Below are 23,485 nucleotides of genomic sequence, written 5' to 3'. Positions count from 1 at the left end.
CGGTGGTCGTACGTGATGACCATCTTCCCTCACCGCGGCCTCCCCGCTGCCGCCGCCGCACCCCGCCGCTGTTCGTCGTACACGTGGAAGCCCCGCCCCGACTTCCGCCCGAGCAGTCCGGCCTCCACCATCCGGGACAGCAGCGGCGGCGGTGAGTACTGCGGCTCGCGGAACTCGGCGTAGAGCGACTCGGCGATGGCCCGCGTGGTGTCCAGGCCGATCAGGTCCGTCAGGGCGAGCGGACCGAGCGGATGCGCACAGCCGAGGACCATGCCCCGGTCGACGTCGTCGACGGTCGCGCTGCCCGACTCCACCATGCGGATCGCGGCCAGGAGGTACGGCACGAGCAGCGCGTTGACGACGAACCCGGCCTTGTCCCGGGTGCGGACGACCTCCTTGCCCAGGGTGCCGGTCACGAAACTCTCGGCCCGGGCCGCGGTGGCGGGCGAGGTGAGCAGCGACGGGACGAGTTCGACGAGCCGCAGCACCGGTACCGGGTTGAAGAAGTGCACGCCGACGACACGGTCGGGGCGGCTGGTCGCGGCGGCGAGGCGGATGACCGGGATGGAGGAGGTGTTGGTCGCGAGGATGGTGCGGTCACCGGTGATCACGGTGTCGAGGCGGGTGAAGACGTCGGTCTTGAGGCCCTCGTCCTCCGCCACGGCCTCCATCACCAGGTCGTGGCCGTGCAGCGCCTCGATCTGGTCGGCCACGGTGATCCGGGCCGCGGCGGCCTCGCGCAGCTCGCCGCTGAGCCTGCCGTGCGCGGTGGCCCGGTCGAGCGATCGGGTGATGCGCAGCAGGCCCGCACGGGCCGCTTCCGCATCGCGTTCCACGACCGTGACCGGCACGCCGGCGCGCGCGCAGACCTCGGCGATGCCGGCGCCCATCAGGCCGCAGCCGACCACTCCCACCCGCTCTGTGTCGGTCATCCCTCTTCCTCTCCGCTGCGGGGCGCTCACTCCACCCCAGGGCGATCCGTTGCGACGCCGTCCGCCGCCCGACCGGCCGGGGCCGGCCCCAGCGGGCCCGCCCCGGCCTTGGCGCGTCATGCGACGGGCAGGTCCAGGACCCCCGAGCCGCGCCTGATCAGCTCGTTGGCGATGATCAGCCGCTGGATCTCGGAGGTGCCCTCCCAGATCCGGTCCACGCGCAGCTCGCGGTAGAGCCGCTCGACGGCGTACGAGCGGTCGTAGCCGCGGCCACCGTGGATCTGCAGGCAGCGGTCGATCACCCGGCCCGAGGCCTCGCTCGCCGAGAGCTTGGCGATGGCCGCCTTGGCGTGCAGCGTCTTGCGGTCCTCGGCCGAAGCCTGGTCGATCTCCCACGCGACCTGGTGGGTGTAGGCCCGGTTGACGGCGATGTCGACCGCGCAGTCCGCGAGCATGCCCTGGATCAGCTGGTACGAGGCGATCGGCGCCCCGAACTGCTCCCGCTCCACCGCCCAGTCACGGGCCAGCTCCAGGGCCCGCTCGGCCGCGCCCGTCGTGCGGGCCGCGATCATCAGGCGCTCCTCGGTGAACCAGGAACGGGTGATGTCGTACCCCTCGCCGATGCCGCCGAGCACGGCGTCGTCGCCCACCTGGACATCGGTGAAGGTGAATTCGGGGTGCTCGTAGACGAAGGTGTGCATGAAGCGCGGTACGCGCGTCATCTCGATGCCGGGGGTGTCCTTGTCGACGAGGAACAGCGTCGGAGCGCGGTCCGGGCCCGCCGCGGCGAGCACGATCATGAAGTCGGCGTGGTCGCCGACCGTCACGAACCACTTCTCGCCGTTCAGCACCCATCCCTGGTCGTTCTTCGTCGCGGTGGTGGCGAGGTTCTGCGGGTCCGAACCCGCGCCGGGCTCGGTGACGGCGTAGCAGTCGCGTCGCTCGCCCTTGATGACCGGGATCAGGAAGCGCTCGCGCTGTTCGGGGGTGCAGAAACGGAGCGCGTTGGCCGGGCGCCACACCATGTCCCACAGGGCGCCGGTGAGCCGTCCCAGTTCTTCCTGCACGGTGGCCTGCTCGGCGATGGTGAGTCCCGCGCCGCCCCACTCGGCCGGCATGTTGACGGCCTGGAGCCCCGCGTCGAGGACCGCGTCGCGGATCTTGGCGTGGGCGCTCGCGGGCAGGCCGTTCTCCTCCTCGCACTGAAGCTCGTAGGCGGTGATGAAGTCGGTGAGGGCGCGCGCGTCGGCCTTGAGCTGCGCCTGGCGCGGGGTGAGGCGGAAGTCCATGGAAGTCCTCGCTGTGCGGTGAACGGGGGTGGGCGGTTTCAGTGCGTGGGCAGGGCCAGGGCGCGGGTGCCGCGCTTGATCAGCTCGTTGGCGATGATCAGCCGCTGGATCTCGGAGGTGCCCTCCCAGATCCGGTCCACGCGCAGCTCGCGGTACATGCGCTCGACGGGGTAGGTGCGGTCGTAGCCGCGGCCGCCGAAGATCTGCAGGCAGCGGTCGGCGACCCGCCCCGCGGCCTCGCTGGCGGCGAGTTTGGCGGTGGAGGCCTTGGCGTGCAGCGTCTTGCGGTCGGTGTGCGGCTGGTCGGCTTCCCAGGCGACCTGGTGGGTGTAGGCGCGGTTGACGGCGATGTCGACGGCGCAGTCCGCGAGCATGCCCTGGATCAGTTGGTAAGAGGCGATCGGCGCCCCGAACTGCTCGCGCTCCACCGCCCAGTCACGGGCCAGCTGGAGTGCGCGCTCGGCCGCGCCGACGGTGCGGGCCGCGATCATCAGGCGTTCGTCGGTGAACCATTCCTTGGTCAGCTCGTAGCCGTTGCCGACGCCGCCGAGCACGTCCTCGTCGGCGACGAAGACGTCGGTGAAGGTGAACTCGGGATGCCCGTTGACGGCGGAGTGCATGAAGTGCGGGACCCGGGTCATCTCGACGCCGGGCGCGGCCCGGTCCACGAAGAACAGCGTGGCCAGCCGTTCGGGTCCCGCGTCCGCCTGCACCAGCAGGAAGTCGGCGATGTCGCCGCAGGTGACGAACCACTTCTCCCCGTTGAGCAGCCAGCCGCCGTCGGTGCGCGTGGCGGTGGAGGTACCGGAGGACGGGTCGGAGCCCGCGCCGGGCTCGGTGACGGCGAACGCGTCGAACTTCTCCCCCCGGATGACGGGCAGCAGGTACTTCTCGCGTTGCCGCTCGTCGCCCTGGGCGAGGACGTTGGCGGGCCGCCACGGGATGTCCCAGAGGCAGTTGGTGACCTTGCCGAACTCCTCCTCGACGATGACCTGGTCGAGGAGGCTGAGGCCGGCGCCGCCCCACTCGGACGGCATGTTGATGGCGTAGACGCCGGCGTCCATGGCGGCCCGGGTCAGCTCGGTGACGAGTTGCTGCGGCAGGGGGCCGCCGGCCTGCTCGGACTGGTCCTCGTAGCGCATCAGCAGGCGTGCGTAGTCGGCGGCGCGGCGCTTCAGGTCGGCTTGCTCGGGGGTGTAGCGCATGTCCATGGTGGCCTCTTCGGTCGGGGCGGCGAGGGGATCGGGGCGGGCGGGTCCGGTCAGGCGAGTACGGCTCGGGAGTCGAGGGCGAGAACGCCGTGGGGGCCGACGAACAGGGGGTTGACCTCGATCTCGGCGATCTCCGGGTGGGCGGCGGCGAAGGCCGTGATCGTCTCGACGGCCGCCGCGGCCGCGGCGACGTCGACGGGCGGGCGGCCGCGCACGCCGTCGAGCAGGGCGGCGGTGCGCAGTGAGCGCAGCAGGCTCAGGGCCCGGTCGGCGGGCACGGGGGCCAGGGTGAAGGCGACGTCGTGCAGCGTCTCCGCGAGCACTCCGCCCAGGCCCACCATGGCGACCGGGCCGAAGCGCGGGTCCCGGTTCACTCCGACGATGAGCTCGATGCCGTCGGTCAGGTCCGCCATGGCCTCCACGGAGTAGGAGGGGGCGCCGAGCCGGGCGTGCATCTCGCGGAAGGCTGCGAGCAGTTCGCCGGGTCCGGCCAGGCCCAGCGCCACGCCGCCGGCGTCGGACTTGTGCAGCAGATGGAGAGCCTTGAGCACGTACGGCCCGGTGAACTCCTCGGCCGCGGCGCGCAGTTCGGCCTCGTCGCGGACCTCCCGGGCGGCGGGGAAGGCGAGGCCTGCCTCCTCGAGAGCCCTGCGGGTCTGCAGATAGCCGCTCTCGCGCAGCGGGGACGCGGGTCCGGGAAGAGGTGCGACACCGGTGCGCAGGGCGCGGGGTGCCGTGGCGGCGAGGGCTCGGGCGGCGTCCTCGGTGGCGGCGAAGACCGGGATGCCGGCCTCGGCGAGGGTACGGCAGCTCGGAGACCCGGGATACATGGACTGCACCACGATCGGTTTCGCGGTGGCGCGATGCCGGGCGGCGATCAGGCGCGCCGCCTCCTGCTCCCCGTCCGCGAGCACCGCGCCTCCCCCGCCGAGCCCGCCTTCGGCGGCCGCGTAGCCGCCGAAGTAGCCGGTCATCAGGACGGCGTCGACCTCCTCGGCCGCCAGCAGCGCCGCCACGGTCCGCGCGTACGAGCCGGGGTCCTGCTCCCCCATTCCGGCGAGGTCCACGGGGTTGGCGACGGCCGACTGCTCCCACAGGGCCTCGCGCAGCTCCCGACGTGTCGGCTCCCGGAGTTCGGGCACGCTCAGACCGGCCGTCTCGACGGCGTCGGCGGCGACCACGCCGTGGCCGCCGCCGTCCGTGAGCACGGCGACCCGGCGGCCGGCCGCCCGTCGCGCTCCGTTCGACGCGGCCAGGACGACGGTGAGTTCACGCGGGGTGGCGACCAGTTCCACACCGGCGTCCCGGCACGCCGCGGTCACCACGTCGGCCGAGGTGGTCAGCGCCCCGGTGTGCGACTGGGCGCTGCGTGCGGAGGCGTCGCCGCGTCCTGCGGTGAGCAGCACGACGGGCTTCCCGGCGTCCGCGGCCGCCTCGGCGAAGGCGCGTCCGTCGGCGAAGTCCTCCGCGTAGACCGCGATGGCCCGGGTGCCCTCGTGCCGGGCGCAGTCGGCGAGCAGGTCGACGAGGGTGACGTCGGCCTGGTTGCCGATCGAGACGAACCGGGAGAAGCCGAGGCCGTGCGGGCGGAAGCGGAGCTGGAGTTCGAGGGCCAGATTGCCGCTCTGGCTGAGCAGCGCGACACCGCCGGGAGTGAAGGTGTCGGAGGCCAGGAACAGGTCGGTGGTGTTGTCCGCCAGCCCCAGGCAGTTGGGCCCGACCATGACGGCACCGGCGGCACGGACGCGTTCGGCGACGGCGTGCTGGCGGGCCCGCCCCGCGTCGCCGGTCTCGGCGAAGCCGGCGGTGATCGCCACGATGGCCCGGGCCCCGCACCGCAGGGCCTCGTCGACGGCGTCCTCGAAACCGGCGGCGGGCACGGAGACCACCGCCAGATCGACGGACTCGCCGATCGCGCTCAGACTGGGTGCGGCGGTACGGCCGAGCACCGTGCCGCCGCGGCGGTTGACCAGGTGCACGGGGCGGCGGCCGTTCGCGCGCAGAGCCTGCGCGGCGATGGCGTGGCCGTACTTGGCGGGGTCGTCGCTGGCTCCGACGACGGCGACGGAGACGGGGTCGAAGAGGGCCGACAGGTCACGTCCCATGTCACTTCACCAGCCGCAGCGCGGAGTTGGGGCAGGCGGCCACGGCGGCCGCGGCGGCTTCCCCGCCGCTCTGAGGCACGGTGTTCTCACGCACCCGCGCGTAACCCCACTCGTCGAGTTCGACCAGCTCGGGCGCGGGTTCCTGGCACAGGCCGTAGCCCTGGCAGCGGGTGGAGTCCAGCAGGAGTTTCATGGCGAGGTCCTTTCGGAGCGGTCGGCGAAGTCGAGGAGGCGGCGAGGCGGATGCGGCTCAGGGCACCGGCACGGTGAACCGGCGTCCGTCGGCGGGTGCCGGGTCCGCGCACGCGGGGCACACGGAGCCGCGGTGGGCGTCGACCCGGTCGGGGAAGTGGGTGAGGAGGGTGGCGACGACGCGGGCGGCGGCATCGAGGAGCCCGCAGGCGCCGCGGCCGGGCAGTTGCCGTGACCAGCGGCGCAGCCGGTCGGCCGTGTCGTCGCCCGCCTCGCCGCGTGCGACGGTGGTGAGGGTTGCGGCGAGCGCCCCGGTGCCCGAGACGCACACCCCGCACTGCCGGGCGCTCTGCGCCGCGAGATAGGCGGCGGCCTCGGTGGCCACGGCGACCGGGCAGTCCCGCGGATGCAGGAAGTGCAGCGCTCCGCAGCCGAGCGCCGCGCCGGCCGCGCTCAGGCGGTCGTGGTCGAGCGGAAGATCGGTCCAGCCGGTGCCGTGCAGTCCGCCGAACATGCCGCCCAGCAGGACCGCCTCGGCGCTGCCGTGCCCGCACAGGTCGGCGAGCACCTTCAGATGCGTCCCGGCGGGCACCTCGGCCAGCGCGAGCGCACCGCCGGCGCCCCCGCCGACGTCGGCACGGGTTCCGGCGCCCGAGACGGTCACCAGATGGGATCCGGCGATGGCTCTCGCGGCCTCGGGACGCGAGTGCGTCAGCGCGATACGGGCCAGCGTCTCCACGTTGGCGACGAGGGTGGGCGCGCCGCCGACACCGCTCTCGAACGGGCGCGGAGGCTTCGCCACGGGCAGGGCCGGACCACCGTCGATGCGCCGCACGACCGCTGTCTCCTCCCCCGCGACGTACGCGTGCTCCGCCCGGACGACGTCGACGCGCAGCTCGGGGGGCCGCTCGGCGAGCGCACGGCGTACGGCCCGCTCGGCGGGGGCGTCGGAGAGATACACGCAGCCGCGCCCGGCACCGGTCATGGCCGCCACCAGCCTGAGTCCGTCCAGGACCGTGTGCGGTCGGTGACGCAGCAGCCAGCGGTCCTTCACCGAGCCCGGCTCGCCCTCCTCGCCGTTGGCCACGACGACGGGCAGCCCCGGTGCGTCGCGGACGGCGCGGAGCTTGACGGCGGCGGGGAAACCGGCCCCGCCGCGGCCGCGCAGCCCCACCGCGGCGATCCGGTCGAGCAACCGACCGGGGGCGGGCAGCGGCGCGTATCCGCCTGCGGCGAGGTATCTGGCGTGATCCTCGCCGCCGCCGGCCAGCCAGGCCCCGGACAGCAGCGGGGCGAGGAGGCCGGGTCGTCCTTCGGGAAGGAGGGAGAAGACGCCGGTCATGCGGTGCTCCTGGGGTCGGAGTGGCCGGAGGGACTGGAGACGGGGCCGGAGAGGCCAGAGGGGCCGGAGATGCCGGAGGGGCCGGAGATGCCGGAGGGGCCGGAGGCGCCGGAGGGGCCGGAGACGCCGGAGACGCCGGAGACGCCGGAGGGGCCGGAGACGCCGGAGGGGCCGGATGGCCTTGGGAGGTCGATGCGAGGGCGGGCCCTCAGCCGAGCGAGCGCCTCTTCCAGATCCCGCCGCTGCGGGGCGGTGCGCGCATATCCGGACCCCGGCAGGCCGATCAGCATCCGGTGGTGATCGAGGACGACCTCGCCCGCCACCAGTGCCGACCGCGGGTCGCGGACCCCGGAGCCGGTCGCGGCCTCGACGACCAGGTCGGTGACTTCGCCGAGGTAGCGCAGCCAGCCGCGTTGTGTACCGCGCAGCACGAGCCGTTCGACGCGGTGCCGCTCGGCGGCGACCAGGGCCGACGACGGGCGGCCGTCCGCCGGGGCCCGCAGGGCGGCCACCGCGACGGGCAGTTCCTGTTCGGGCTCCGGCGTGAGACCGAGCCATACGAGACTTCGGCGAGCGCTCATGCGTGCCTCCGGGGGCGCACCGTGCCCGGCTGGTCCGGGGACGGGGTGGCGCGGCGATGGCGTGGACGGGGAATGCTCCGGCGCCGTGACGAGAGGGGCGGGGAACCGTGCGGGATGTCCGGATCCGGACTCCCGGTGTGGCGCGGACCGTGGGCCGCGGGCTTGCGGAATGCGCCTGGGCATCCGTCTGCGGGCCTGGGCCATCCGTCTGCCACGAGACTAACTAACTAATTAGTCAGCTCACAAGTCTTGACTTGCTCCCGCACTCGTCCCACTCTGACTAACCAATCAGTCAGCCGGATCGCAGCAGGTCCGGAAGGACCACCTGCCGCTTTTCCGGGCACAGCGTCACCGCCCGTCGCCGCCGCCGCGGCGCGGAGGAGGACCCCATGCACCCCTCGACCACCCGGGCAGCCGACACCGTCTCCCCTGCCTCGCAGGAGCCACCCCCCGAGCATCCGGGGGAAGCCCTGCCCGCTCGCTACTACACCGATCCGGCCATCGCCGAGGCCGAGACCGAACGCATCTTCGCCAGGTCCTGGCAGCTCGTCTGCCACGAGTCCGACCTGCCGGACCCCGGTGCACGGCTGACCGCCACCGCCGCCGGCCGGGAGGTGCTCGTCGTACGCACCGAGGACGGCGGCCTCGCCGCCCACCTCAACGTCTGCCGGCACCGCGGCACCCGCCTGGTCACCGCGCCCGAACCGGCGGGCAAGGCGATCCGCTGCCCCTACCACGGCTGGACCTACAAGCTGGACGGTCGGCTCGTCGGTGCCCCCGAGGCGCGCCGGATCCCCTGCCTCGACAAGCCCCGGCTCGGACTCCACCCGGTCAACGTGGAGTCCTTCCTCGGCTTCGTCTTCGTCAACCTCGACCTGGAGGCGACCCCGCTCGCGAAGAGCTGTGCCGGGCTCGCGGAGGCCATGGGCCGCTATGCCGATCCCGGCCTGATCCCCGTCGGCAAGCACCGCATCCACGACCTGTCGGGCGGCGAGGAACAGAACGCCAACTGGAAGGTGATCGTCGACAACTACCTCGAGGGCTACCACGTCCCCGTGGCCCACCCCGCGCTCATGCGCCTGCTCGACTACCAGGCGTACACGGTGGACGTACGGGAGAACTACGTGCTGTTCGAGTCCCCGCTGCGCGACAAGCCGTCCTCGAACTGGACCGAGCGGCTCTATCAGCGCCTCGCGGCCCCGATGCCGGGGCTGGCCGAGGCCGACCGGCGCGTGTGGCGTTACGCGGTGATCTATCCGAACACTCTCATCGACTTCTACCCTGACCACGTGCTCGCGTGGACCGCCCTGCCCACCGCCCAGGACCGGGCGGCGATCCCCGGCGGCTTCTACACCCGGCACGGCGAGAGCGTGCGCACCAGGCTGGCCCGGCGGCTGAACATCCACATCGGCTGGGTCACCAACGACGAGGACGCCGAGCTGGTGGAGCGCGTGCAGGCCGGTCTGACCACGCCCGGTTTCGAGCCGGGGCCGCTGTCGCAGCGCGAGGCCGCCGTCGGCTGGTTCGCCCGCCGGGTCAGGGACGACCTGGAGGGAGACACGCCGTGACGTCCTCCCCCGCGCCGTACGCCGTACGCCTCCCGTCGGACTTATCCCGCGCCCGCTGACGCACGTCCGCACCCTCCCAGACCGGTCTTCACTACGGAGTCAGGGCCTCCGTGAGCCGACCAGCCGGTCCCGCCCTGGAGTTGTGCCGTTCCTCGACGGAGAGGACGCTTCATGTCCCCCGAGGTACCACCGCCGACCCGACGCGCCGTGTTGCGGGCGGGCGCCTGCGGCCTGCTCGGCGCCGCGGCCGGCGGCTGCGGGTTCATGCCCGCCAAAACGCCCGACGCTCAGCAGCTCGCCCCGGTCAAGGCGCGCGTCGACGGCGATCTCGTCTACTTCAACTGGGCCGACTACGTCGACCCGTCCGTCTTCAAGGGTTTCGAGAAGGAATACGGCGTCAAGGTCGTCCAGTCGAACTTCGACTCCATGGAAGGCATGGTCGCCAAGCTCAACGCGGGCAATCGCTACGACGTGATCTTCCCCTCCGCCAAGTGGGCCCAGCGCCTGGTCAGGGGCGGCCGGCTGCGCCGCATCGACCACTCCCAGCTCCCCCACGCGCACGCCGTCTTCGGCACCTACACCTACTTCGCCGACCCCTGGTACGACCCCGGCTCCGCGCACACCGTCCCCTTCACCGCGTACAAGACCGGCATCGGCTGGCGCCGCGACAGGATCGGCGAGCTGACCGGCTCGTGGAAGGACCTGTGGAGCGACAAGGCGCGGGGCAAGGTCTTCCTGCTGGACGACCGCGACGAGGTCCTCGGCATGGGCGCCCTGGAACTCGGCCTGGGCGTCAGCACCGGAGACGCCGGTGACCTCGACCGCATCACCACCTTGCTGAGCACCCTCCGCCCGCGCCTGCGCGGTTTCTCCAGCGACAGCTACAACAACCTCCTCAATGGCAACGCGGTCATGACCCAGGCCTGGAGCGGCGACATGGCCGCCATGCTCAACCAGGCCAAGGACCCCTCCGTGTTCGGCTTCGAGGCCCCCAGGGAGGGCACGCCGATCAACTCCGACTGCTACGCCATCCCCTGGAACGCCCCCCACCCCGGCACCGCGATGCTGTTCATCGACTACATGCTGCGGCCGGAGAACGTGAAGAAGAACATCGAGTACATCGGCTACCCGATGCCGGTGGCGGGCACCGAGAAGACCTATGCCGAGCTGGTCAAGCCGTTCCCCGAGTGCCTCGTGACCCAGGACGACCTCAAGGCCGGCCTGTTCTTCCGCAACGGCGGCCGCGCGGCGGAGGACGCCCGCGACACCGCCTGGACCCATGTGAAGGCGGGCTGACATGGCACTGCTCCGCCACTCCTCGCGCACCCGCCGCCGGGACGCCACCGACACCCGCATGTGGACCTGGTTCATGCTGCCCGGCACCCTGTGGATGACCGGCTTCCTGATCGCCTCCCTGGTGCTCGTCGCCGTCCTCGCCGTCGGGACCACCGACGATCTCGGCAACCCGCGTTTCGGCTTCGACCTGTCCGGCGTGCGCGCCCTCGCCGATCCCGCCTACACCGAGGTCCTGGTCCGCTCCCTCGGCTACGCCCTGCTGACCTGCGCGATCTGCCTGCTGATCGCCTACCCGGTGGCGTACACCATCGCCCTGCACGGCGGCCGCTACAAGCACGCGCTGATCGCCGCGATCGTGGTGCCGTTCTTCGCCAACTACCTGGTACGGATGTACGGCTGGTCGGTGGTCCTCTCCGACGACGGACCCGTGCTGCGCGCCCTGCGTGCCGTCGGGCTGGCCGACGGGAACACGAAGATCCTCAACACCGGCGTCGGCGTGGTCGCGGGACTCGTCTACGGCTTCGTCGTCTTTATGATCATCCCGCTGTACGCGGCCCTGGAACGGCTGGACGTCTCCCTCATCGAGGCCGGCCGCGATCTGTACGGCGGCCCGGTCCGCACCTTCTTCTACGTCACCCTGCCCGCCACGAGGCAGGGAGCGGCGGCCGGACTCGTCCTGGTCTTCCTGCCCGCCATGGGCGACTTCGTCAGCGCACAGCTCATGGGAGGACCGGACCAGATCATGATCGGCAACCTCATCCAGGACAAGTTCTTCCAGGGCCAGAACTGGCCACTGGGCTCCGCGCTCACGATGCTGCTGATGCTGGTCCTGCTGATCGGGATGTTCGGCTATCTGCGGCGCACCCGCAAGGACGAGGCGGAGGCCCGCCGATGACCCTGCTGCGTCTGCCCTCCGCCACCGCTCCCACCCGTCCCGCCGCCGGGACCCGCGCGCGGCGTGGCCGCGCCGACCGCAAGCCGCGCCTCCTCATCGCCGTCACCGCGCTCTTCTTCGCCCTGCTCTACCTGCCCATCGCCGTGGTGGCCCTGTTCTCCTTCAACTCGAAGAAGTCCCTGACCGTCTTCGGCGGGTTCAGCCTGCGCTGGTACCGGGCCTTCGTCCACGACGACGTCATCATCTCCTCGCTGGGCACCAGCCTGCGGATCTCCCTGGTGGCGATGGCCGGTTCGGTCGTGCTCGGGGTGGCGCTCGCGCTCGGCCTGGTCCGCTGCCGCACCCGGCTCGGCTCGCTGGCCGGCCTGATCATGCTGGTGCCGCTGATCACCCCCGAGATCGTCACGGGTGTCGCGTCGATGCTGCTGTTCAAAGGGTTGGGAGTGGACCTGTCCACCGGCACGGTGATGCTCGCCGAGATCACCTTCTCGATCTCGTACGTCACGGTCGTCCTCCGCTCCCGGGTGGCCGCGCTGAACCCGGAGGTGGAGGAGGCCGCGATGGACCTCGGCGCCACCCGCTGGCAGGCGGTCCGCCTGGTGACCCTGCCGGCCCTGCTGCCCGCCGTGCTCGCTTCCGCCGTACTGATCTTCGCGCTCGTCTTCGACGACTTCGTCCTCGCCTACTTCACCACCGGCGTCGACCCCCAGCCGCTGTCCGTACGGATCTACTCGGCGATCCGCTTCGGCGTGCAGCCCACGATCAACGCCGTCGGCACGCTGATGCTCGCGGGATCCATCGGCCTGATCGCCCTGGCCCTTTTCATCCCGCGCCTCTTCGGCCGCCGCGGCGGCCTCGACGTCCTCTCCGGAGAGTGATCCATGGACGCGACCCCCGCCGTCCGGCTCGACGGCGTCTCCAAGCGGTTCGCCGACTCCTACGCCGTGCACCGTCTCGACCTCGACATCGAGTCCGGCCACTTCTTCTCCCTGCTGGGCCCCTCCGGCTGCGGCAAGACCACCTCGCTCCGCATGATCGGCGGGTTCAGCGACCCCTCCGAGGGGTCGGTGCTGCTCGCCGGCGAGGACGTGACCGCGCTGCCGCCGAACCGGCGCAACGTCAACACGGTCTTCCAGAGCTACGCGCTGTTCGACCACCTGAGCATCACCGACAACGTGGCCTTCGGCCTCAAGCGCAAGGGCGTCGCCAAGGCCGAGATACGGCAGCGCGTCGGCGAGATGCTGGAGCTGGTGCAGCTGGCCGGGCTCGCCGACCGCAAGCCCCGTACCCTCTCCGGCGGCCAGCGGCAGCGCGTCGCGCTGGCCCGCGCGCTCGTCAACCGTCCGGCCGTCCTGCTCCTGGACGAGCCGCTGGCCGCCCTGGACCTGAAGCTGCGCCGGCAGATGCAGGTGGAGCTCAAGCAGATCCAGCGTGAGGTCGGCATCACCTTCGTCTTCGTCACCCACGACCAGGACGAGGCGCTGACCATGTCCGACCGGATCGCGGTGATGAACGAGGGCCGTATCGAACAGTGCGGCACCCCCGAGGACGTCTACGAACACCCCGCCACCCGCTTCGTCGCGTCCTTCATGGGCACCTCGAACCTGATGGCGGGCACCTACCGGGGTGGTGAGGTCGCCCTGGACCGGGGTCCCGCCCTGCCCGTCGGCTCCCGGCCCGGCATCGCGGACGGCACCGCCGTGAGCGTGTCCGTGCGCCCCGAGAAGATCTGGCTGTCGGACTTCGAACCGGGCATGTCGATGCTGAGCGGGGTGATCCGCGAGACGGTCTACAGCGGCCCGACCACGACCTATCTGATCGAACTCGCCCCCGGCGTGACGCTCTCCGTGCTGGAGCAGAACACGGACCGTGCCCGCATGGAGGACCGCTGGAGCGGTGGCGAGACCGTGGAGTTCGGCTGGCGGCCCGAGCACTGCCTGGTCCTGGCCTGATTCCCGGCCGTCTCACTCACGAAAGCGAAGCTGATGCATCACGACGTGATCGTGCTCGGCGCGGGGCTCGCGGGCCTCGCCGCCGCCCGGGACCTGGCCGCCGCCGGCACCGACGTGCTCGTCCTGGAGGCCCGGGACCGTGTCGGCGGCCGGGTCGAACAGACCCGCGCGCCCGACGGCCGCACCGTCCAGCTGGGCGGCGAAGTGGTCGGCCATGCCCACACCGCATATCTTCGGCTCGCCGAGGAAGTCGGCCTGGAGCTGGTTCCCAGCTATGTCGCCGAACCCGGCCGAATCACCCGTTCCACCCCCGAGGGTCTCTCGGCCGGCGACCCACCGCACTGGTTCGGCCCCGGCGACATGGCCCAGCACGAGCGACTCGGCAAGGAGTTCGGTGAACTCGCCGCCACCGTCGACCCCGACGACCCCTGGTCGCACCCGGAGGCGACCGCCCTGGACCGGCTGTCCGTGGCCGACTGGCTGCGCTCCTGCCACGCCCCTCCCACCGTGGTGCGGCTGTGGGAGATGGGCCAACTGGCCCTGGCGGGCGGATCGTACGAGCGCATCTCGCTGCTGGCCGCACTGCGCAAGAGCGCGGCGGTCCCCGGTACGGGCGACTACGACTACGACAACTGGGAGGGACTGCGACTGGCGGAAGGGTCGGCCACCCTCGCCGAGGTCATGGGCCGCGAGCTGGGACCGCGCATACGCCTCGGCTCGCCCGTCGCCGCGCTGGACAGACGCCCCGGCCACTGCACCGTACGCCTCGTCACCGGCGAAGTCCTCACCGCGGCGGCCGTGGTGAGCGCCCTGCCGGTGGGGCCGCTCAGGTCGGTCACCGTCACCGGTGTGAGCGACGCCCGCCTGGCCTCGCTGCACCGGCAACGACAGGCGACGGCCGCGAAGTTCGCCGCCGTGTACGACCGTCCTTTCTGGCGCGCCGACGGCCTCAACGGCCTGTCCGAGTCCGAAGGGGTCCTGGGCAGCACCTGGCCGCAGAACGAGGGCGTGCTGTCGGCACTGATCCCGCCCGAGCGCTATGGCGTCCTGCTCGGCACCCCACCTCATCTGCGCACCCCCGAGCTGCTCGCCGAGATGGCCGCCCTGTTCGGTGACCGGGCGCTCCGGCCGACCGCCTGTCACCTGCGGCTGTGGGGCACCGACCCGTGGACCCAGGGCTACGTCACCCAGTGGCCGCCGGGCGAGGTCATGGCGGTCGGCCCGCTGCACGGCACCCATGAACCGCCGTTCTACGTCTGCGGCTCGGACCAGTGGGTCGCCGGATACATGGAAGGCGCCGTCCGTACCGGCCGGGCCGCCGCCGAGGAGGCACTGCGCCGTGGCTGACACCGACCCCCTGACGACCGTCCTCAACCACATCGACGGCAAGGATCTGCCGGCGGTCTCCGGCACCACTCTCAGGCTGATCGACCCGGCCACCGGTCGCACCCACGGCACGGCCCCGCTCTCCGGTCCGCAGGATGTGGACGCGGCCTGCCGGGCCGCGCAGGAGGCCTTTCACGGCTGGTCCGCCTCGACTCCGGCGCACCGGCAGGCCGCGCTGTTGCGGATCGCCGACGCGCTGGAGCGTGAGGCGGATGCCCTGGCGAGCGCCGAGGTGGCCGACACGGGCAAGCCGCGCGCCCTCTTCCTGGCGGACGAACTGCCCGCGATCGTGGACGTGTTGCGGTACTTCGCCGGCGCCGCCCGGAATCTGCCGGGCGCCGCGGCCACCGAGTACACGCCGGGCCGCACCTCCGTGCTGCGGCGCGAGCCGGTCGGCGTCTGCGCCCAGATCACCCCGTGGAACTATCCGCTGATGATGGCCGTATGGAAGATCGCGCCCGCGCTCGCCGCCGGCAACACGGTCGTCCTGAAGCCGTCCGACACCACGCCGTCGTCGGCCGCGCTGCTGGCTCAGCTGGCCGCCGAGCATCTGCCGTCCGGTGTGCTGAACGTGGTGTGCGGCGACCGCGGTACCGGGCGCCTGCTCGTCGCCCATCCGTGCGTCCGGCTGGTGGCCGTCACGGGCAGTGTCCGCGCCGGGCAGGAGATCGCCGCGGCGGCGGCCGTCGACCTCAAGCGGCTTCATCTGGAACTCGGCGGCAACGCACCCGTACTGGTCCACGAGGACGCCGATCTCGGCGACGCGGTCGAGCAGTTGTCGTCGCTGGCCTTCTACAACGCCGGCCAGGACTGCACGGCCCCCACCAGGATCCTGGTGGACCGGCGGATCCACGACACCTTCCTGGGCCTCTTCGCCGACCGGGCCGCCAGGCGGCTGCCCGGAGCCCCGGACGACGCTCGGACCGAGTTCGGACCGCTCGCCAACGCTGCCCAACTGGCCTCGGTGAGTGGCCTGTTGGAGCGGCTGCCGGACCATGCCGAAGTCGTCACCGGTGGCGCGGCCCTGGACCGCCCCGGCTACTTCCACCAGGCCACGGTGGTCGCCGGAGTCCGGCAGGAGGACGAGATCGTGCAGAGCGAGGTGTTCGGCCCTGTCGTCACCGTCCAGCCCTTCGCCGACGAGTCCGAGGCCTTCCGTCTGGCCGACGCCGTTCCCCAGGGGCTGGCCGCGAGTGTCTGGACCTGTGACCACGACCGCGCCATGCGCGCGAGCCGCGCGCTGCGCACCGGCATCGTCTGGGTCAACACCCATGGCACGACGGTCTCGGAGATGCCGCACGGCGGCGTGCGCCACTCCGGCTACGGCAGCGATCTCTCCCTCACCGGCCTGCTCGAGTACACGCAGGTCAAACATGTCATGCTGTGACGCCGGACAGGCGGCGGTACGCCGCGTGCCGCCGCCTGGAGGAGGGCGCCCGGCCCACCGCTCGGGCGCGGAAGGCTCACGCCTCGCCGGTTTCGAGAACCTTCTTCAGCGCGGCCAGTTCGGTGTCGACCAGGTCGGTCTGTTCCTTGAAGACCGCCTCGGTGAGCGTGGACGGCCGATAGAAGGTGATCATGAATTCGGCGCCGTCGCCGTTGGGGACGACGCGGGCCGGGACCCGCCAGGAGGCGGTGTCGTCGACGTAGTCGTGGTCGAGGATCCCGAACTCGGCGTTGGGGCGCAGGCCCAGCTCGGCCGGGCCCAGCGGGGTGGACATGCGCCACCGGTCGGGGTCGTCGGTGGGCTCGATGGACCGGATGTTGACCACGGCCCACTTGGGCCAGTTCGCGGGGTCGGCCAGGAAGGCGTAGACCTGCGCGTAGGGGCGGTCGATGCTGACGGTCTTGGTGACGGAGGGCGCGATGCTCATCGTGCGCTTCTTTCAGGGGGTGTCGTGCGCTGCAGGGGGATGGGTTTCGCCGACCAGACGCAGGATCCATTCCTCCAGCTGCCGACGCTGATCGGTGTCGAGCGAGCCGAAGTAGTGGGCGTCGTTCCGGTCGGCGATCTCGGCCAGGACCGGTACGAGAGCCCGGCCCTCGCGGGTCAGCACGAGCCGGACCGTGCGCCGTGAGGCGGCGTCCGGCTCGCGGCGCATCAGGCTCTTGGCCGCGAGGCGGTCGACCAGCCGGGAGACGGCTCCGGGGTCGATGTCCATGTGTGCGGCCACGGCCTTGGTGGTGTCGTGGCCGTGGAAGACGCTGATCATCACGCCCCACTGGGAGACGGTGACGTCGTGCTTGCCGAGTTCGGCCTCGAACCGGCTGTGGACCTCGTCGGACAGGCGACGCAGCCAGTATCCGAGGTGGTCGTGGAGTCCGCTTGTCTCACTCACACGCCCCATGATGCTTGTCACGACAACCCTTGTCAAGGCAACAGTGTCGGACGCCGGACGCGATGAGCAGCGCGAGCGCGACGACCAGCACGCGCACGCGCTTCCGCATCACGGATGTCGGGCCCGCCGGCCCTGCTGACGGTCGCGCAATTTCCTTGCGGCCGTGTTCCGTTCATCGACGGCTCGGTGGACAGGACTTCCCGCCCTGCCTATTGTTCGTTCGAACGAACAGAACTGGAGGATAGTCGTGCACATCGCTGGGGCAACTGTTCTGCTCACCGGAGTCACCGGCGGCATCGGTGGCGCGATCGCCGCCGAGATGTCCGCCCGTGGTGCGCATCTCATTCTGACCGGGCGACGGCGCGAGGCGCTGGACCCCCTCGCCGAACGCCACGGCGCGCGCACGATCCTGGCCGATCTCGCGGACCCCGACGATGTGCAGCGCCTCGCCGGAGAAGCGGCCGGCACGCACATACTCATCGCCAACGCGGCCCTGCCCTCCAGCGGCGACGTCCTCGACTACACGCCGGCCCAGATCGACCGGGCGCTCGCGGTGAATCTGCGCGCGCCGGCGATGCTCGCGCGGCTGCTCGCCCCCGGCATGGTGGCCGAGGGGCGCGGACACATCTGCTTCGTCGGATCGCTGTCTGGTCTGGCGGCCACGAAGTCGTCGTCCATGTACACCGCGACGAAGTTCGGACTTCGCGGCTTCTCGCTCGCCTTTCGCCAGGATCTGCACGGCACGGGCGTGGGCGTCTCGATCGTCCAGCCCGGCTTCGTCCGCGATCTGGGGATGTTCGCGAACACGGGTTCACCGACTCCCGGTCGCGTACGCACGGTCTCACCGGAGCAGGTTGTCAAGGGCGTATCGCGCGCGATCGAGCGCGATGTCGCGGAAATCAACGTGGCCCCGCTCGAGTTGAAATTCCTCACCAGGATCGCGTCACAGTTCCCGGGGTTCGCGGAGCGGGTGCAACGGCGGGCGGGCGCCGACCAGACCGTGAAGGGCATCGTGGCGGCGCAGCGGTCGAGTCGCTGATCCGATGCGCCTCGGCGACACCGCGCGTCGCACCGGGACCACGGTCACGGGTGGCTCCCGTACGGCACACGAGGAGCACCTCACTGTGGCCGGATATGTCATCTGACAGGCGTTCGAGCGCGGCGATACTCAGGGCTGGGCAATCCGCCCCGATTCCCCGCCTTCGGAGGCAGCCGATGTCTCAGCCCAGTGTTCCCGCCACCGCAGTGCTCGACGCCTGGCTGTCGGGCGCCGAGAGCGCCTACGGCCGGCTCAACCCCGCAGGGCCGCTCTACGTCGGCGGCAGAGCCGCCGAGGCCGCACTGACCGACCCGAGCGACGCCCTCTACGGCTTCTGCTCCAGCCCGAGCGGGTCGCACGGCAGCTGGTGTTGCTGATCCCCTGTCGCGCCTTGAGGTTCGTACGACCTGAGCGCGGTGGAACTGCTGCTGACGCAGTTCCACCGCGCGTCTTCTCCGGGCGCCCGGCAAGGCGCGCACGTACGGCGAACGGGAGGGGGAACGGTGAGCGGTTCGGTGCCGGAGGACGGGAGCGAGTCGGAGTGGTTCGCACGGCCCGTGCGAAGCCTTGCCCGTCCATGGCGCAGGGAGCTGGCCCGGCGTCTGGCCGCCGTCGACGCTCTGCATCCGGACGAACGGGAAACCGTTCTGGAGGCGGGCCACACCGCGATGCTCAGGTCACTGCACGCCAAGCTCTCCCGACTGTTCCTGATCGAACTGCACGCGCTGCGCATGGCCCAGGGCGCGGAGCCGGGCACCGAGCATGCCGAGGAGGGCTCCGGCACCGCGACGTGGGCGGCGTTCATCGAGCTGGCCGGCGAGGAGGGCTACCTCGACAAGCTGGCCGGCCGCTATCCGAGCGTCGGTGCGCGGATCGCGTCGGTGGCGCGGTTGTCGGTGGCGGCGACGACCGCCTTCGCGCAGCGGCTCGCCGCGGACCGCGCACTGCTGCGGCCGCTGCTCGGGGGACCCGCGGGGCAGATCCGTGCCGTGTCGTTCGGGGCGGGTGACAGCCATCGGGGCGGTCTCACCGTCAGCCGGGTCGACTTCGCCGACGCGCGCGTCATGTACAAGCCCCGGCCGTCGGAGGCCGACGTGGCACTGGGCGCACTGCTCGACGAGCTGTTCGCGGAGTTCCCCGGCGCCCCCGCGCCCGGCGAGCGCATCCGGGTGCCTCGGACGCTGACCCGCGAGGGCTACGGCTGGGCCGAGTTCATCCACCACCGCTACTGCGCCGATGACACCGAACTGGCCGCGTTCTACCGCAATATGGGGCATTGGCTGGCCGTCCTGCGCTTCTGCGGCGGCACCGACATGCATGCCGAGAACATGATCGCCGCAGGCCCGGTCCCGGTGATCGTGGACGCCGAGACGCTCTTCGACGCCCCGGCGCCCTTCCCGCCCAGCGGCCGGGGCGACGCGGTGGACACGGCGGCCGCGGCCATCCGCCGTACGGTCCTGCGCACCGGGCTGTTGCCGGTACGCGGCACCGGATTCGCCCTCGGCGGCGTGGACATCTCCGGTGTGGGGGCGCTCCCAGGTCAGCAGCCACTGATCCCGAACCCGGTGATCGCCGACGGCGGCACCGCGGCCGCCCGCTTCCAGGTCGATCTGGTGGCGATGCCCACCGCGGGCAACCACCCCAGCCCGGCCCCCGTGCTGAGCGCGTACTGGGACCGGATCCTGGCCGGCTTCCGCGAGATGACCGCGCATCTGCGCCGGCCCGGCGTCGACCCGTACCGGCTGCTGTCCCGCTTCGAAGGCGCCCGGGCCCGGCGGATCCTGCGGCCGACGCAGGCCTACGTCGACATCGGCAGGATGCTCTGGCACCCGGCGTCGTTGCACGACGAGGCTGCGGCCGTGGAGCGGGCCCGGGACATCCTGCGGCGCAATGCCGAGGTGCTGCCGGGCGCGCCGACGGACCGCGCGGCCATCGACGCGGAGATCGCGGACCTGCTGGTCGGCGACGTACCGATGTTCGGTTTCACCGTGGACGCGACCGCCGTGCGGAACACGGTCGAGGACTGGCGCACCGCCGACTTCGCACTGGAGGAGTCGGTGATCCAGGACGCCCTGGTGGGCGCGTATCTCAATGAGCGTTCACTGCCCGCACGAGTGCAGGAAGCCGCCCGTGACCCGCACGCCGGGGACCGGGAGCGGCGTCGCCGCGCGCTGGCCGCGCGGATGGTGCGGCGGCTGTGCGACGGGGCGGTTCGCGGCGAGGACGGCACGGTCACCTGGATCAGCCCGGTCTTCACCCCGGCGGGCTGGTCGATCAGGGTGCTGCCCGCCGACCTGTACACCGGGCAGGGCGGGGTGACGCTGACGCTGGCGGAGTACGTGGCCGAGGCGCGGGCGGGTCGGGCGGACGAGGTGCCCGGGGTGGCCGAGGCCTTCGAGGGCGCGCTGCGTGTGCTGATCGGCACCGAGGACCGCACGCCGACGCCGTCGGCCGGGGCGTTCAGCGGCGCCGCGTCGCAGGTGTGGACGTGGCTGGCGCTGCACCGGGTGCTGGGTGAGGACTGGCTGCTGGAGCGGGCCGCCGAAAGGGCGCTCCTGCTCGCGGGTCCGCTGGTCGACGACGACGTGGAGGTGGATCTCCTCAACGGGGCGGCCGGCGGCATCGTCCCGCTGCTCGGCCTGGCCGAAGCGACCGGACAGGACCGCTGGCTGGGCGCTGCCGCGCGCATCGGCCACCGGCTCGCCGGGGTTGCCACGGTCGAGGCCGGCGGTGCCCGCTGGACGACTCGGCTCAACCCCGAGGGCATCGGCGGCTTCGCTCATGGCGCGACCGGCGTCGGCTGGGCGCTGGCCCGGCTCGCGCTCAGCGGGGCGGGTTCCGCGACCGAGCGGCGCGACTGGAACCAGCTGGCCGAACGGGCCTTCGCCTTTCAGGAGTCCCTCTGGCAGCCCGAGCACGGCAACTGGCTCGATGTCCGCATCGGCGCCGAGGAGGACTTCTTCACCAGCTGGTGCCACGGCAGCGCGGGCGTCGGGATCGGCATGCTCGACCTCCACCGGCGCACCGGCGATCCCGCCCGACTCGACATGGCCCGGCGCGCCGCGCGTGCCTGCGCCGCCGAGGGATTCGGCTGGAGCCACACGCTGTGCCACGGCGACCTGGGCCTGTGGCAGTTCCTCACGTCCATGGACTTCGGCGACCCCGACGCCCTCGACGCTGAGATCCTCACCGGTCTTGAGCAGCGCGGTCCGGTCGGCGGGCTGGCCCGCGAAGCCTTCTCCCCCAGTCTGATGTCGGGTCTGTCGGGAGTCGTCCACACCTTGCTGCGCATGCACCGCGCGGCGTCGCTGCCCGACCCCCTCCTCCTCGACTGACCGGACCCGCCGCCGGCGGCAGGGTCACGCGCCGGCGGCGGCTCTGCGCTGGGCCTGGTCGTACTCGGCCAAGGGGTCGCCGCCGGCCTGCCAGGGCCAGGCGGTGACGATGCCGCCGAGCGCCTCGAAGACCGGACGGGCTTCGTGGCGCCGGTCGGCGGCCATCAGCGCGTAGGCGAGGACGTTGAGATCGGCGAGGGCCCTGGCGTGACGGAGGAATCCGGGCTGCACCCAGGTGTGGACCACGCGCTCGAGGGCCTGGGCGGCCATTGCCTGGGACCAGTGATTGCGCGCCGTCAGTGCTTCGAAGCCGCCCCGGCCGAGGACGGAGTGGTACTGGAACACCTGGGCGGTGAGTTCCGTCGCCGCGCAGGGCATGTTCGCGGGCATGCGGGCGCGCAGGGCGTCCACGAACTCCAGGACCTGGATGCGTGACCCCGCTTCCTCGGGGGTGAGATAGCCCAGCATGGTCAGGTAGGCCTCACGGTTCCAGCGATCGCGCGCGAGCACCTCGTTCCACGCTCCGAAGACCTGCGACTGCTGCCAGCGCTCCAGGCGCGCGGCCCCCAGGAGGACGACCCAGGGAGTGGGGTCCTGCGGGGCGAGTTCGGCGGCTCGCAGACAGCTCTCGACGACGCCGGCCGAGTCCTCCAGGTGCCCCTCGGAGCGGCCGCGCGCCACCTGCGCCCACGCGTGCAGCGTGAGTGCGCTCGGGTTGCGCGGCTCGCGCGTGGCCCAGGAACGCGGCAGATTCGATCCGGCCAGGAAGTCCGCCAGGACGCCCATGCGGTGCGCCCGGCGGTCCCAGTCGCCCGGGTCCTGGTCGAGAAGACGGGCGATCTGCGCCACGCACAAGTCCGTCGTCGCGATCGTTCCCGTCCTCGTGGTCGCCAGCAACGACTTCAGCAGCTTGCCCAGTTCCTGGTCGTCGAGTTCCGGGGCAAGGCGTGATCTTCTGCGGCGACCTGAAAGAAATGCCATGACGGGAGGCTAAAGGGGACGAGGAATCACACAAGACCTGAGCCAAGATCGTTATTGATTACACGTCTCATCTGGGGTTACTCGCCCGTACGGCGATACGGATGTAACGGAATCGCGTCACTCCGTGCCGAACCACGCCTCCGCGAGCGACGCCAGCGTTCCATCGGCGGGTACGCGCAGTTCCCTCATGTACCAGGGGAGGTTGCTGTAGACATGCAGCAACGTGTACGCGAGCAGTTCGGACGGCTCGAAGGCGTGTCCGTACGCCCCGGTGAGCCGGGCGAGCAGATCCGGTTCGCCGCGTGTGACGAACAGGCCGACGCCCACGAAATCGTAGGCACGGTCACCGATCATGGCCGGTTCGAAGTCGAAGAGGCCGGTCAGGCGCCATCCGTCGGGATCGACGAGGAAGTGCTGCCGCATGACCTCGGTGTGCAGCAGACAGCGGTGCGGGGCACGTGGCAGTGGCACCGAGGCGAGGAAGTCCGGGATCTGCTCCAGCCAGGCGGCGGACAGTCCGTGGCCGCGCTGCCGCGCCACGGCACCAGCAGCCTGGCGGTCCAGGAAGCCGCCCCAGTCCCCCGGGCCGAGGACGTCTTCGAGGGGATGGGGGTCCAGGGAGTGCAGTGCGGCGAGGGTCTCACCGACCTCGGTGACGAGCCGCTCACGGTGGCCGCGCGGCACCCGGTCCCACGCTCGGGCCAGGTTCTCGCCGGGCAGGCGGGACATCAGGACGTACTGCCAGCCGTTCTCGCAAGGGCCGAAGTCCCGCACCCGCGGGGTCGGCACCGGCAGCCGTCCCTCGATGTGGGCGAGGACGCGCCCTTCGGCTGCGCCTTCCTGGGCGGCGACCGCCGGGAACAGCTTGAGCACATGCGTCTCGCCCACCGCGTAGACCGGCTGCGACCCGTCCGGGAAACGCGTCAGGGGCGCGCCCGCGAGGCCGAGGCGTGCGCAGAGGTCCTCGACTCCGGGGCGCATCACCGTTTCGTGGGGGACGACCGCGTCCCATTCCTCGTCCGTTTCCACCAGGGGCAGCATG

Annotated in this window: 21 protein-coding genes; 10 read left to right on the top strand and 11 right to left on the bottom strand. The window is 71.8% G+C overall.

Translation table 11 applies throughout. From position 1 onward, the window contains the following. Positions 1-29: 29 nt before the first annotated feature. The 7 genes from AVL59_RS19660 to AVL59_RS52990 all read right to left on the bottom strand — a co-directional run bounded on the left by AVL59_RS19660 (position 30) and on the right by AVL59_RS52990 (position 7,652). Positions 30-932 carry a 3-hydroxybutyryl-CoA dehydrogenase gene (locus AVL59_RS19660; RefSeq protein WP_067306127.1) on the bottom strand — a complete coding sequence of 301 codons (903 nt, stop codon included), beginning with the start codon at positions 930-932 and terminating at the stop codon, positions 30-32. Between the two features lie 116 nt (positions 933-1,048). Further along, complete coding sequence (locus AVL59_RS19655; RefSeq protein WP_067306126.1) at positions 1,049-2,221, bottom strand: acyl-CoA dehydrogenase family protein; 1,173 nt, start codon at positions 2,219-2,221, stop codon at positions 1,049-1,051. A 38-nt stretch (positions 2,222-2,259) separates the two neighbouring features. Continuing rightward, the gene (locus AVL59_RS19650; RefSeq protein WP_067306125.1) at positions 2,260-3,432 is read right to left on the bottom strand and encodes an acyl-CoA dehydrogenase family protein; all 1,173 of its coding nucleotides are present in this window, start codon (positions 3,430-3,432) and stop codon (positions 2,260-2,262) included. 50 nt (positions 3,433-3,482) lie between these two features. Beyond that, the gene (locus AVL59_RS19645) at positions 3,483-5,537 is read right to left on the bottom strand and encodes an acetate--CoA ligase family protein (protein WP_067306122.1); all 2,055 of its coding nucleotides are present in this window, start codon (positions 5,535-5,537) and stop codon (positions 3,483-3,485) included. 1 nt (position 5,538) lies between these two features. Then, positions 5,539-5,730: a ferredoxin gene (locus tag AVL59_RS19640; RefSeq protein WP_067306119.1), complete on the bottom strand. Its 192-nt coding sequence runs from the start codon at positions 5,728-5,730 to the stop codon at positions 5,539-5,541. Between the two features lie 57 nt (positions 5,731-5,787). Then, positions 5,788-7,071 carry an NADH-ubiquinone oxidoreductase-F iron-sulfur binding region domain-containing protein gene (locus tag AVL59_RS19635; protein ID WP_067306116.1) on the bottom strand — a complete coding sequence of 428 codons (1,284 nt, stop codon included), beginning with the start codon at positions 7,069-7,071 and terminating at the stop codon, positions 5,788-5,790. Then, positions 7,068-7,652, bottom strand: coding sequence for a hypothetical protein (locus AVL59_RS52990; RefSeq protein WP_067306113.1), 585 nt, complete (start codon positions 7,650-7,652; stop codon positions 7,068-7,070). Before AVL59_RS52990 ends, AVL59_RS19635 begins: the two co-directional genes overlap by 4 nt. Before the next feature lie 389 nt (positions 7,653-8,041). Here AVL59_RS52990 and AVL59_RS19625 point away from each other — a divergent pair, with 389 nt between their 5' ends. The 7 genes from AVL59_RS19625 to AVL59_RS19595 all read left to right on the top strand — a co-directional run bounded on the left by AVL59_RS19625 (position 8,042) and on the right by AVL59_RS19595 (position 16,136). Continuing rightward, a complete protein-coding gene (locus AVL59_RS19625; protein ID WP_079146802.1) occupies positions 8,042-9,220 on the top strand; it encodes an aromatic ring-hydroxylating oxygenase subunit alpha in 1,179 nt (392 codons plus the stop codon). A gap of 171 nt (positions 9,221-9,391) precedes the next feature. Beyond that, complete coding sequence (locus tag AVL59_RS19620) at positions 9,392-10,516, top strand: polyamine ABC transporter substrate-binding protein (protein WP_067306110.1); 1,125 nt, start codon at positions 9,392-9,394, stop codon at positions 10,514-10,516. A gap of 1 nt (position 10,517) precedes the next feature. Continuing rightward, positions 10,518-11,411, top strand: a complete 894-nt coding sequence (locus tag AVL59_RS19615; RefSeq protein WP_067306107.1) for an ABC transporter permease — start codon at positions 10,518-10,520, stop codon at positions 11,409-11,411. Beyond that, positions 11,408-12,289, top strand: coding sequence for an ABC transporter permease (locus AVL59_RS19610; RefSeq protein ID WP_067306106.1), 882 nt, complete (start codon positions 11,408-11,410; stop codon positions 12,287-12,289). The genes AVL59_RS19615 and AVL59_RS19610 overlap by 4 nt, the downstream gene beginning before the upstream one ends. Positions 12,290-12,292: 3 nt before the next feature. Then, a complete protein-coding gene (locus AVL59_RS19605; RefSeq protein WP_067306103.1) occupies positions 12,293-13,363 on the top strand; it encodes an ABC transporter ATP-binding protein in 1,071 nt (356 codons plus the stop codon). Positions 13,364-13,396: 33 nt separating this feature from the next. Continuing rightward, the gene (locus AVL59_RS19600; protein WP_067306100.1) at positions 13,397-14,710 is read left to right on the top strand and encodes a flavin monoamine oxidase family protein; all 1,314 of its coding nucleotides are present in this window, start codon (positions 13,397-13,399) and stop codon (positions 14,708-14,710) included. Continuing rightward, positions 14,703-16,136 carry an aminobutyraldehyde dehydrogenase gene (locus AVL59_RS19595; protein ID WP_237281557.1) on the top strand — a complete coding sequence of 478 codons (1,434 nt, stop codon included), beginning with the start codon at positions 14,703-14,705 and terminating at the stop codon, positions 16,134-16,136. Before AVL59_RS19600 ends, AVL59_RS19595 begins: the two co-directional genes overlap by 8 nt. Before the next feature lie 76 nt (positions 16,137-16,212). Here the strand turns inward: AVL59_RS19595 and AVL59_RS19590 are convergent, their stop codons facing one another. Next, positions 16,213-16,623, bottom strand: coding sequence for an SRPBCC family protein (locus AVL59_RS19590; RefSeq protein WP_067306098.1), 411 nt, complete (start codon positions 16,621-16,623; stop codon positions 16,213-16,215). Between the two features lie 12 nt (positions 16,624-16,635). Next, on the bottom strand, positions 16,636-17,088 hold the full coding sequence (locus AVL59_RS19585; protein ID WP_159399956.1) for a MarR family winged helix-turn-helix transcriptional regulator: 453 nt from the start codon (positions 17,086-17,088) through the stop codon (positions 16,636-16,638). Between the two features lie 247 nt (positions 17,089-17,335). Between AVL59_RS19585 and AVL59_RS19580 the strand changes: the two genes are divergently transcribed. The 3 genes from AVL59_RS19580 to AVL59_RS19570 all read left to right on the top strand — a co-directional run bounded on the left by AVL59_RS19580 (position 17,336) and on the right by AVL59_RS19570 (position 21,462). Beyond that, entirely contained in the window at positions 17,336-18,127 is a 792-nt protein-coding gene (locus tag AVL59_RS19580; RefSeq protein ID WP_067306094.1) for an SDR family NAD(P)-dependent oxidoreductase, read from the top strand. Positions 18,128-18,303: 176 nt separating this feature from the next. Beyond that, on the top strand, positions 18,304-18,504 hold the full coding sequence (locus AVL59_RS19575; RefSeq protein WP_067306088.1) for a DUF6229 family protein: 201 nt from the start codon (positions 18,304-18,306) through the stop codon (positions 18,502-18,504). Between the two features lie 126 nt (positions 18,505-18,630). Then, positions 18,631-21,462, top strand: coding sequence for a type 2 lanthipeptide synthetase LanM family protein (locus AVL59_RS19570; RefSeq protein WP_208870404.1), 2,832 nt, complete (start codon positions 18,631-18,633; stop codon positions 21,460-21,462). 24 nt (positions 21,463-21,486) lie between these two features. Here the strand turns inward: AVL59_RS19570 and AVL59_RS19565 are convergent, their stop codons facing one another. Next, positions 21,487-22,443, bottom strand: a complete 957-nt coding sequence (locus tag AVL59_RS19565; protein WP_067306085.1) for a hypothetical protein — start codon at positions 22,441-22,443, stop codon at positions 21,487-21,489. 117 nt (positions 22,444-22,560) lie between these two features. Then, complete coding sequence (locus AVL59_RS19560; protein ID WP_067306076.1) at positions 22,561-23,484, bottom strand: aminoglycoside phosphotransferase family protein; 924 nt, start codon at positions 23,482-23,484, stop codon at positions 22,561-22,563. Position 23,485: the final 1 nt, after the last annotated feature.

Origin of the sequence: Streptomyces griseochromogenes, assembly GCF_001542625.1 — a bacterium.
Lineage (GTDB): Bacteria > Actinomycetota > Actinomycetes > Streptomycetales > Streptomycetaceae > Streptomyces > Streptomyces griseochromogenes.
The sequence above is the reverse complement of the archived record's forward strand: the minus strand, read 5'-3'. Positions and strand labels throughout refer to the sequence as shown.

Bases quoted from the DNA above. Each gene is read 5' to 3' on its own strand.
- AVL59_RS19660 (WP_067306127.1), bottom strand. From the start codon at position 932: ATGACCGACACAGAGCGGGTGGGAGTGGTCGGCTGCGGCCTGATGGGC.
- AVL59_RS19655 (WP_067306126.1), bottom strand. From the start codon at position 2,221: ATGGACTTCCGCCTCACCCCGCGCCAGGCGCAGCTCAAGGCCGACGCG.
- AVL59_RS19650 (WP_067306125.1), bottom strand. From the start codon at position 3,432: ATGGACATGCGCTACACCCCCGAGCAAGCCGACCTGAAGCGCCGCGCC.
- AVL59_RS19645 (WP_067306122.1), bottom strand. From the start codon at position 5,537: ATGGGACGTGACCTGTCGGCCCTCTTCGACCCCGTCTCCGTCGCCGTC.
- AVL59_RS19640 (WP_067306119.1), bottom strand. From the start codon at position 5,730: ATGAAACTCCTGCTGGACTCCACCCGCTGCCAGGGCTACGGCCTGTGC.
- AVL59_RS19635 (WP_067306116.1), bottom strand. From the start codon at position 7,071: ATGACCGGCGTCTTCTCCCTCCTTCCCGAAGGACGACCCGGCCTCCTC.
- AVL59_RS52990 (WP_067306113.1), bottom strand. From the start codon at position 7,652: ATGAGCGCTCGCCGAAGTCTCGTATGGCTCGGTCTCACGCCGGAGCCC.
- AVL59_RS19625 (WP_079146802.1), top strand. From the start codon at position 8,042: ATGCACCCCTCGACCACCCGGGCAGCCGACACCGTCTCCCCTGCCTCG.
- AVL59_RS19620 (WP_067306110.1), top strand. From the start codon at position 9,392: ATGTCCCCCGAGGTACCACCGCCGACCCGACGCGCCGTGTTGCGGGCG.
- AVL59_RS19615 (WP_067306107.1), top strand. From the start codon at position 10,518: ATGGCACTGCTCCGCCACTCCTCGCGCACCCGCCGCCGGGACGCCACC.
- AVL59_RS19610 (WP_067306106.1), top strand. From the start codon at position 11,408: ATGACCCTGCTGCGTCTGCCCTCCGCCACCGCTCCCACCCGTCCCGCC.
- AVL59_RS19605 (WP_067306103.1), top strand. From the start codon at position 12,293: ATGGACGCGACCCCCGCCGTCCGGCTCGACGGCGTCTCCAAGCGGTTC.
- AVL59_RS19600 (WP_067306100.1), top strand. From the start codon at position 13,397: ATGCATCACGACGTGATCGTGCTCGGCGCGGGGCTCGCGGGCCTCGCC.
- AVL59_RS19590 (WP_067306098.1), bottom strand. From the start codon at position 16,623: ATGAGCATCGCGCCCTCCGTCACCAAGACCGTCAGCATCGACCGCCCC.
- AVL59_RS19575 (WP_067306088.1), top strand. From the start codon at position 18,304: ATGTCTCAGCCCAGTGTTCCCGCCACCGCAGTGCTCGACGCCTGGCTG.
- AVL59_RS19565 (WP_067306085.1), bottom strand. From the start codon at position 22,443: ATGGCATTTCTTTCAGGTCGCCGCAGAAGATCACGCCTTGCCCCGGAA.
- AVL59_RS19560 (WP_067306076.1), bottom strand. From the start codon at position 23,484: ATGCTGCCCCTGGTGGAAACGGACGAGGAATGGGACGCGGTCGTCCCC.